This is a genomic window from Salinicola salarius, assembly GCF_003206135.1.
Classification (GTDB): Bacteria; Pseudomonadota; Gammaproteobacteria; order Pseudomonadales; family Halomonadaceae; genus Salinicola; species Salinicola salarius.
In genome coordinates, this window is sequence record NZ_PZJT01000005.1 from 223,462 (window position 1) to 232,782 (window position 9,321).

Sequence of the window (9,321 nt, forward strand, 5' to 3'; positions counted from 1 at the left end):
AAAGGACACGACTGCTTACGGTCTTACTATCCTTTTGCACGGTCTGAAGAGAGGGCTTAACGCTCGCCCTCTCTTCGCTCTCCCTCTCCTTGCGCCCGAAATCGCGAAACCCTGGCTAATTCGCCGGCTGCGCTTCGGGTCGGCGCACACGGACATCCTGTCCTGGTGCGCCTCTTTCGACATCCATGTCGAAAGACCCGGCTAGCCGTCAATCCGCCAGCGCGCTTTCGAAGGCGCTGGCAGATATAACCATCCATAGCGATGTCCTCAGACAAAAAACCGGCTTGCCCCAGGGTATAAGACCCCAGGGCAAGCCGGCTTCCATCGTCACGCCAAAACGCTGACGTCAACCCCTTACATCAACCAACCCAGACGCGGGCATTGCGGAACATCCGCATCCACGCGCCGTCCTGCGTCCACTCCGGCGGGCGCCAGGAGTTGGTCACCGCGCGGGCGACACGCTCCGGGTGCGGCATCATGATCGTGACGCGACCATCCGGCGTGGTCAGGCCGGTAATGCCGGCCGGCGAGCCGTTGGGGTTGGCCGGATAACGAGTCGTGACCTGGCCTTCGTTGTCGATGTAGCGCATCGCGATCTGGCCGCTGGTCTGCATGCTGCGCAGGTGGCCGCCGTCCTCGAACAGCGCCTGACCTTCGCCATGAGCGACGGCGATCGGCAGGGTCGAGCCGGCCATGCCGGCGAGCAGGATCGACGGGCTCTCCTCGACCTGCACCATCGATACGCGGGCCTCGAACTGTTCGGAGTCATTGCGCACGAAGCGCGGCCAGCGCTCGGCGCCGGGGATCAGCTCCTTCAACTGCGAGAACATCTGGCAGCCGTTGCAGACGCCGAGGCCGAAGGTGTCTTCGCGTTCGAAGAAGGCGGCGAACTGATCGCGCGCGCGGCCGTTGAACAGTGCCGACTTGGCCCAGCCGCCGCCGGCGCCGAGCACGTCGCCGTAGGAGAAGCCGCCGCAGCCGACCAGGCCTTTCATGTCGTCGAGGGTGACACGCCCGGCGAGGATGTCGCTCATGTGCACGTCGACCGCCTCGAAACCGGCATGATCGAAGGCCGCCGCCATCTCCATGTGACCGTTGACGCCCTGCTCGCGCAGGATCGCCACGCGCGGGCGCACGCCGGTCTGGATGAAAGGTGCGGCAATGTCGTCGTCGACGTCGAAGGTCGGACTGGCCGACAGCCCCGGATCGCGCAGGTTGAGCAGGCCGTCGAACTCGCTCTTGGCGGCCTCGGGGTTGTCGCGCAGCGCCTGCATCCGGTAGCTGGTCTCGGACCAGGTGCGCTGGGTCATGGCGCGGGTGGTTTCCAGCAGCGGCTCTTCGAACAGCGTCACGCGGACCTGATCGTCGTAACGCGGCCGGGCGATGACACCGCAGGTCTCGAGCCCGGCGGCGGCGAACTGCGCCAGCACGAATTCGGTATCCTGACGGTTGACCTGAATCACTGCGCCGAGCTCTTCGGCGAACAGCGCATCCATCGCGCCGACGGCATCGTCAGTGAGCCAGTCGAGCTTTATCTCGAGCCCGCCGCGGCCGGCGAAGGCCATCTCCAGCAGCGTCACGATCAGGCCGCCGTCGCTGCGATCGTGATAGGCGAGCAGCTTGCCGTCGGCATTGAGCCCCTGGATGACGTTGAAGAACGCCACCAGGTCCTCGGCCTCGTCGAGATCCGGGCAGACGTTGCCGACCTGACCATAGACCTGCGCCAACGCCGAGCCGCCGAGACGGTTCTGGCCGCGGCCAAGGTCGATCAGGATCAGATCGCTCTCGTCCTGGTCGAGACGCAGCTGCGGCGTGAGTGTGCGCAGCGCATCGGTGACCGGGGCGAAGCCGGTGATGTTCAGCGTCAGCGGTGCGGTGATGCTCTTCTCGTCACCCTCTTCTGTCTGCCAGGCAGTGCGCATGGACATCGAATCCTTGCCCACCGGCACGGCAATACCCAGTGCCGGGCAGAGTTCCATGCCCACGGCGTGAACGGCATCATACAGCGCCTGATTCTCGCCGACGTGGTCGGCCGCACTCATCCAGTTGGCGGAGAGCTTGATGTCGGAAAGCTGCGTGATCGGTGCCGCCGCCAGGTTGGTGATCGCCTCGGCCACCGCCAGCCGCGCGCTGGCCGCAGGATCGATCAGCGCCACCGGCGGGCGCTCGCCCATCGCCATCGCTTCGCCGGCGTGGGTGTCGTAGCTCGAGGTGGTCACCGCGCAGTCAGCCACCGGTACCTGCCAGGGGCCGACCATCTGGTCGCGGGCCACTTGGCCTGTAATCGAGCGGTCGCCGATGGTGATCAAAAAGCTCTTCGACGCCACCGTGGGCAGCCGCAGCACGCGATCCAGCGCTTCACGCAGGTCGAGGTTGTCGAGCCCCAGCCCCGGCAGGTTGAGCGTGTGCCGCTCGAAGCTGCGCTGCATCCTGGGCGGCTTGCCGAACAGCACGCTCATCGGCAGATCGACGGGATCGGCTTCGAAATGGCCATCGCGCACCGCCAGATGGTGCGCTTCGGTGGCTTCGCCGACCACGGCGTAGGGGCAGCGTTCGCGGACACACAGCGCATCGAAGGTGTCGAGCTGCTCGGGCGTGACCGCCAGCACGTAACGCTCCTGCGCCTCGTTGCACCAGATTTCCAGCGGGCTCATGCCCGGTTCGGCGTTGGGCACCGCACGCAGGTCGAACAGGCCGCCGCGGCCGCCGTCCTTGACCAGCTCCGGCAGGGCGTTGGAGAGACCGCCGGCGCCGACATCGTGGATGAAGGCGATGGGGTTGGCGTCACCCAGCGCCCAGCAGCGATCGATCACTTCCTGGACGCGACGCTCGATCTCGGGGTTGTCGCGCTGCACCGAGGCGAAGTCGAGATCTTCGCTGGAAGCACCGGACGCCATCGACGACGCCGCACCGCCGCCGAGACCGATCAGCATCGCCGGGCCGCCCATCACGATCAGCTTGGCGCCGACCGGAATGTCGCCCTTGAGCACGTGGCCGTCGCGGACGTTGCCGTAGCCGCCGGCCAGCATCACCGGCTTGTGGTAGCCGCGACGCTCGATGCCGCCGGCGCCCACCGCATCGAGCTCGAAGGTGCGGAAGAAGCCGTTGAGGTTGGGCCGGCCGAACTCGTTGTTGAACGCCGCGCCACCGATCGGCCCTTCGAGCATGATGTCGAGCGCCGACTGGATCCGCTCCGGCTTGCCGTAGTCGAAGGCTTCCCACGGCTGCACGAATTCGGGAATGCGCAGGTTGGAGACGGTGAAGCCGGTGAGCCCCGCCTTGGGTTTGCCGCCGCGCCCCGTCGCGCCCTCGTCGCGAATCTCGCCGCCGGCGCCGGTGGCCGCGCCCGGATGCGGGGCGATCGCGGTCGGGTGGTTGTGGGTTTCCACCTTCATCAGGATATGGATCGGCTCCCGGGTCGCACCGTAGACCTGGCTGTCCGGCGCGGGGAAGAAGCGCCCGGCCGTCGGCCCTTCGATGATCGCCGCGTTGTCGCTGTAGGCCGAGAGCACCTTGTCGCTGGACTGCTCGAAGGTGTTCTTGATCATCTTGAACAGCGAGTGCGTCTCGGGTTCGCCGTCGATCACCCAGTCAGCATTGAAGATCTTGTGGCGGCAGTGCTCGGAGTTGGCCTGGGCGAACATCATCAGTTCGACGTCGGTCGGGTTGCGCCCGAGCTCGCCGAAGGCCTCGACCAGGTAGTCGATCTCGTCGTCGGCGAGTGCCAGCCCCAGTTCGGTGTTGGCGCTGGCCAGCGCCGGCCGGCCGCCGCCCAGCACGTCCACCGTCGCCAGCGGCGTCGGCTGGTGGTGCGAGAACAGCTTGGCCGCGTCGCTCGAGTCGAACAGCACGGTTTCGACCATGCGGTCATGCAGGTGCGCGACCATGGCCTCGTAGGCCTCGGCGCTCGGTGCGCTCTTCAATGTCACGCGGTAGGCGATGCCTCGCTCGATGCGCGCGACCTGATCCAGCCCGCAATTGTGGGCGATATCGGTGGCCTTGGAGGACCAGGGCGAGATCGTGCCGATACGGGGAACGACCAGAAACAGATGGCCGTCGGTGGACGCACGCTGGTCGGCGTCGCTGCCACGGCTTTCGAAACCTTCGAGGCTTTGAACACCGTAGTCCAGCAGCCGGTCCAGCACTTGGCGAGCCTGATCATCGAGCTCGTCATGGTGATCGACGAAGTGGACGTAATGCGCGCTGAGAGACTCGACTTCGGGAACGACAGCGCGAAGATCGGCGAGCAGTTTGGCGTGACGGAATGCAGATAGCGCGGGAGCGCCTTGCAATTCGAGCATGGCGTGGAAAGCCTCCAGGACGGTCGAGGATCGCGTTTGTCTCATTTCGAGATACTGAGCTCGAGACGGGCAGCGATGCCGGGATCAGGGCGACATGATACTGGAAAGCGGCGGCGCTCGCTAAGTCAACACGCCGGTCTCGGTCGCAAGCCATGAATCCGGCGGGGAAGATACCGCCATGATCGACGCCTGATGCCCGCGTTTCGGGGTGCGTGGCAGGAAACCGAATGGATGACAGCGAGACGGTGGCCGGCTATGGTGTCCCGTCACGCTGTTACCGACCCCATTGCATGCCCAAGCTCCTGACACGTCTGCGACTCGCGCTGACAGTGCTGCTGACGCTGGCGACTCTTCTCTGCCCCGCTCAGTTCGCGCTGCGCTACAGTGACGGGCTCGATCCGATTCGAAAGCGCGATTTCCTGCAGGTCGCGACTCGCAAGGGTCCCATTACCTTCTATAACGGAGGGCATGGGCCGACCGGATTCGAATACGAACTGATGCGACGTTTCGCACAGTCGCTGGGCGTCAGTCTGGCGGTCGACAGCGATACCCGTATCGACGACGTCCTCGACGACGTGCGCAGCGGCAAGGCGGACATGGGCGCCGCCGCATTGTCTCTGGATCTGAGCCGACCGGGCATTCGCTACAGCAAACCGATTCTGACGCTGCAGCCGCTGGTGGTCTATCGCCGTGGCCTGCCACCGGTGCGCACCCTGGACGACCTCGTGGGGCTGCGTATCGGGGTCATTGCCAACTCCGGCAACGCCGAGGCACTGCACACGCAGCAGCAGAACCTGCCGGGGCTCGGCTGGCGCGAAGCGGACGGGCTGACCATTGCCGATCTGATGGAGATGGTCGAGCGCGACGATCTCGATGCCGCTGTCGTCTATACCCACCAGTTCCAGCTCAACCGCCTGTTCTTCCCCAACGTCGAGCGTGGCTTTCCGTTGGGCAAGCCCCTGAGCCTGGCCTGGGCCTTTGCGGCAAACCAGCCGATCGATCTCCTCAATGCCGCCAACGACTTTCTCCAGGCGCAGCGGCGCAATGGCGGGCTGGACGAGCTCATCGGACGGTATTTCGGCCATGACGACTACCTCGAGTATGTCGGCGCCCGGCTTTTCATCCATCACATCGGCACTCGTCTGCCGCGTTTTCTGCCTTACTTCAAGGAGGCCGCGCGCGAGACCGGTTTCGACTGGCGTCTGCTGGCGGCGCTGGGTTTCCAGGAATCGCACTGGGAAGCCGATGCCGAATCGCCGACCGGCGTTCGCGGCCTGATGATGTTGACGCGCCCCACCGCCGAGGAGATCGGCATCGATAATCGCCTCGACCCGCGCCAGAGCGTCGACGGTGGCGCGCGATACCTGCTTCAGGTCAAGCAGCGCCTCAGCGAGGACATCCCCGAGCCGGATCGCACCTGGATGGCGCTGGCCGCCTACAACGTCGGGCTCGGGCACCTGTTCGATGCCCAGGATATCGCCCGCCTGCGCGGGGGCGATCCCAACCGCTGGGCCGACGTTCGCGAAGCGCTGCCGTTGCTGCAGGACCGGGAATGGTACTCTCGGGTACACCACGGTTACGCTCGTGGCGGGGAACCGGTAATCTACGTGCGTAACGTGCGCCGCTATTACGAAATATTAAAGTACGTCAATCGCAGCCAGCAGCAGTTCAACCTGTTAGGGGAGCGCGCACTCGAGGGGGATACGCTACCTCTCGAGACCGTCGCTCCCCTGCTGTGACCGGTCGTTCTGCCAGACTGTCACCGGATTGTCGCCGAGTTGTCGCTGGGCTGTCGTCGGCAGCCGCGGTGGAGAACCCTAACGTCTATGTCGATGGTGTTGTCCCGTCTGTCGTTGTATCTGGCACTTCCGGCCTTGCTGCTGGGTCTCTGGCCAGACGGCGAGCCAGACCAGTACTGGATCCTTCTGCTGCTTGGCCTGCTGTGGCTGGGTCAGTTCGCTGCCCTTCGTCAGCGGATCGGGACCAGTCGCTGGCTGCTGATTCCCACCGGTATCCTGACCCTGGCGATCATCGCCACCTTTCTCATCGCGGAACACTGGGTCAGCGTCGATCTCTGGCAACGCGGGCTCGATTTTCTGCCGGGCCATTGGGAGCTCTTCCACAGCCGCCCACCCATTCTCGCGCTGTGCATGATCTTCGGGCTGATTCTCAATGTGCTGCTGCTGTCGCGGCTGGGCCTGGGCTCCCCCATCACGCTGCTGCTGGTGGCCATGTGCGGCGCCTGGCTCGGCTATCGCTGGCTGACTCCACCACCGGAACATGCCTCCAGCCTGAACGGTATCCCGTTGCCGATGCTGGTGGCGCTATGGCTGTTGTGGGCCGCTCAGGGGCTATCGCTCTTTCCGACGCTACGACGCTACTGGCGGCGAATTCTGCTACCGCTCCTGGTCGGTGGCTTGATCGCGCTGCTGGCCATGGTCAGCTGGCAGGAGCAGCGCCAGACGGATGACCTGCGCCTCTACGCCCTCGCCGCCAGCGAGGGCAACAGGATCGCGACTCTGCTGGCCACGGAAACCGACGATCACGTCAAGGCCATGCGACGCTTCGCCAGTTTCTGGAACATGCTGGGGCACGTGCCCACACGCTCGGAATGGGAACAGCAGGCCAAACGCTATCACGACGATTTCGGCTACTTCCGTAACATTGCCTTCATCGACCTCGATGGCACCGTCATCCGCGTCTATCCGCTGCGCGGCAATCAATCCACCCTCGACCTCAATCTCTACAAGTCGTACACGTTGGCCAGGAAAGCACTGGACCGATCGCTGATCTACGGCATCGAGGGGCAGACCGGCATCGTCGACTTCCTTCAGGGCGGGCGCGGCATCATCAATTATCTGCCGGTGCGCAACCTGGTCGATGGCACGCTGCTGGGCGCGGTCAGCATGTCGGTCAGCGTCGACACTCTGCTCAATTCGTTGCTCGCGCAAACCAGCAACAGGAATCAAGCCATCACGCTCAGCGGCAACGGCCAGCTCTATTTCCATTATGGCCCGCTCGGCGACCTGGCCGACTGGCGCTATCAACAGATGGTCGAGATGGGCACCGACCGGCTCATCCTCAGCGTGAGACCCTCCTTGTCCTGGTTACAGGCGATGCGGAGCAGGCTACCGGAAATCACCCTGATCTTCGGCATTCTGCTCGCCTATCTGTTGCATATGGTGCTCTACATCTATCGGCGTCTGGCGCACCAGCATCGTCTGGCCAATCAGGCCAACGCCTCGCTACGCGAAGAGATCAAGGAGCGAGAACGGCTTCAGCAGGAAATCGAATGGATCGCCAGTCACGACGAGTTGACCCAACTGCCCAATCGGCGCGAGTTGATGCATTGGATGGATGCCTGCGAGCATCCCTTGCCACTGGCGGTATTGATCTGCGATCTCGATCACTTCAAGAGCGTCAACGACCATTTCGGGCATCTGGAGGGGGATCGTTACCTCAAGACGATCGCCGAGCGCTGCCGCCTGCCGGTGGAGCGCGCGGGCGGAATGTTCGCCCGCTACGGCGGCGAGGAGTTCGTCGCCTGTCTGCCGAATTGCGATCGCCATATGGCCGGGAAGATCGCCGAATCGATACGCCGAACGGTCGCCCAGAGCGGCCTCGTGCTACCTAACGACGAGCCGGTGACGCTGAGCATCGGGGTCAGCGTCACCGACTCGCTCCCGTTGCAGCGCAACCGGATTTTCCAGACCGCCGACGATTCGCTGTACCGCGCAAAGCAGGAGGGCCGCAATCGCGTCGTGCTTGCCGAGCCGTCCGAATCGACGCTTTAAGCTCTGTCTGAAAACGCAGACATTTTCCAGACACAGCGTAGGGTCGGACAGAAGCTCCCCCTTCGCGCCGGCTCGGTCAGTTCGAAGAGGTCCCCGGTGACGCATCATGCTGGCGACGTTCCCGAAAGAACTGCTGGAGCAACCGCTTCGCCGGGGCGGCAAGCACGCCTCCGTCGATCTCGACGCGGTGATTGAACCAGGGCTGTGCGAAGAGATTGGCGCGGGATTCGACCATGCCGCCCTTGGGTTCGGCGGTGGCGTAGACGACCCGGCGAATACGGGCATGGATGATCGCGCCCGTGCACATCAGGCAGGGCTCGAGGGTGACATAGAGCGAGCACTCGTCCAGCCGATAGTTGCCCAATGCCAGCGCCGCGCTGCGCAGCGCCTGCACTTCGGCATGAGCGGTCGGGTCCTTTCCCTCGACCGGGCAGTTGTAGCCGGCCCCGATCACCGTGCCCGCCGCATCGACCACCACGGCGCCAACCGGCACCTCGCCACTGTCGAACGCCCGTTGCGCCTGCTCCAGCGCACGGTGCATGTAGAATTCGTCGCTACGTATCATGACCGTCCCGTATTGCCCCATCCGGCGTCGCGGCGAGTCGTCGGCGAGCAGGATATACTCGTGACGAATCTGGTTCGAAAAGCCTTCATCGACGCGCCATCAAGGATACCCGAATGACACAAGCGCTGAACGACCTTATCCAGCTTCTTGGCCTGGAAGCGCTGGAGGAGAACCTGTTCCGCGGCCAGAGCCAGGATCTGGGACTGCCGCAGCTTTTCGGAGGTCAGGCCCTCGGACAATCCGCCGCCGCCGCTACCCGCACGGTCCCCGAAGACCGCTTTTTGCACTCGCTGCACGGCTATTTCCTGCGCCCCGGCGATGCCCAGTTGCCAGTCGTCTATTCCGTCGATCGCGTTCGCGATGGCGGCAGTTTCACCACGCGTCGGGTCACGGCGATTCAGAAAGGCAAGCCGATATTCTTCTGCAGCGCTTCCTTCCAGGGGCGTGAACACGGCCTGCACCACCAGCCTACCGCGCCCGACGTGCCGTCGCCGGAAGCGTTGCTGGCGGAGGGCAAGGCGGTCCATCAGCGCTTTCGCGGTCATCCCGTCGAGTTCATCACGGTGGAAGAATGCCACGACTGCCCGCCCTCGCGGATGATCTGGTTCCGCATGGGCGGCAGCACGATGCCGTCGGATCCTGCCCTGCACCGCTACCTGCT

Annotated in this window: 5 protein-coding genes; 3 read left to right on the forward strand and 2 right to left on the reverse strand. The window is 64.5% G+C overall.

The window, feature by feature from the left end; translation table 11 throughout:
- Nucleotides 1–359: 359 nt before the first annotated feature.
- Nucleotides 360–4,301, reverse strand: coding sequence for a phosphoribosylformylglycinamidine synthase (purL, locus tag DOM32_RS06425; RefSeq protein WP_110632379.1), 3,942 nt, complete (start codon nucleotides 4,299–4,301; stop codon nucleotides 360–362).
- Nucleotides 4,302–4,591: 290 nt separating this feature from the next.
- On the opposite strand from purL, the gene mltF reads away from it, so the two are divergent.
- Nucleotides 4,592–6,040, forward strand: a complete 1,449-nt coding sequence (mltF, locus tag DOM32_RS06430; protein ID WP_110632451.1) for a membrane-bound lytic murein transglycosylase MltF — start codon at nucleotides 4,592–4,594, stop codon at nucleotides 6,038–6,040.
- 87 nt (nucleotides 6,041–6,127) lie between these two features.
- Complete coding sequence (locus DOM32_RS06435) at nucleotides 6,128–8,095, forward strand: sensor domain-containing diguanylate cyclase (RefSeq protein ID WP_110632382.1); 1,968 nt, start codon at nucleotides 6,128–6,130, stop codon at nucleotides 8,093–8,095.
- A 76-nt stretch (nucleotides 8,096–8,171) separates the two neighbouring features.
- Here the strand turns inward: DOM32_RS06435 and tadA are convergent, their stop codons facing one another.
- Nucleotides 8,172–8,657 carry a tRNA adenosine(34) deaminase TadA gene (gene tadA / locus DOM32_RS06440; protein WP_110632454.1) on the reverse strand — a complete coding sequence of 162 codons (486 nt, stop codon included), beginning with the start codon at nucleotides 8,655–8,657 and terminating at the stop codon, nucleotides 8,172–8,174.
- Nucleotides 8,658–8,773: 116 nt separating this feature from the next.
- Between tadA and DOM32_RS06445 the strand changes: the two genes are divergently transcribed.
- The coding region (locus DOM32_RS06445; protein WP_110632385.1) for an acyl-CoA thioesterase domain-containing protein at nucleotides 8,774–9,321 on the forward strand (548 nt) is incomplete at its 3' end.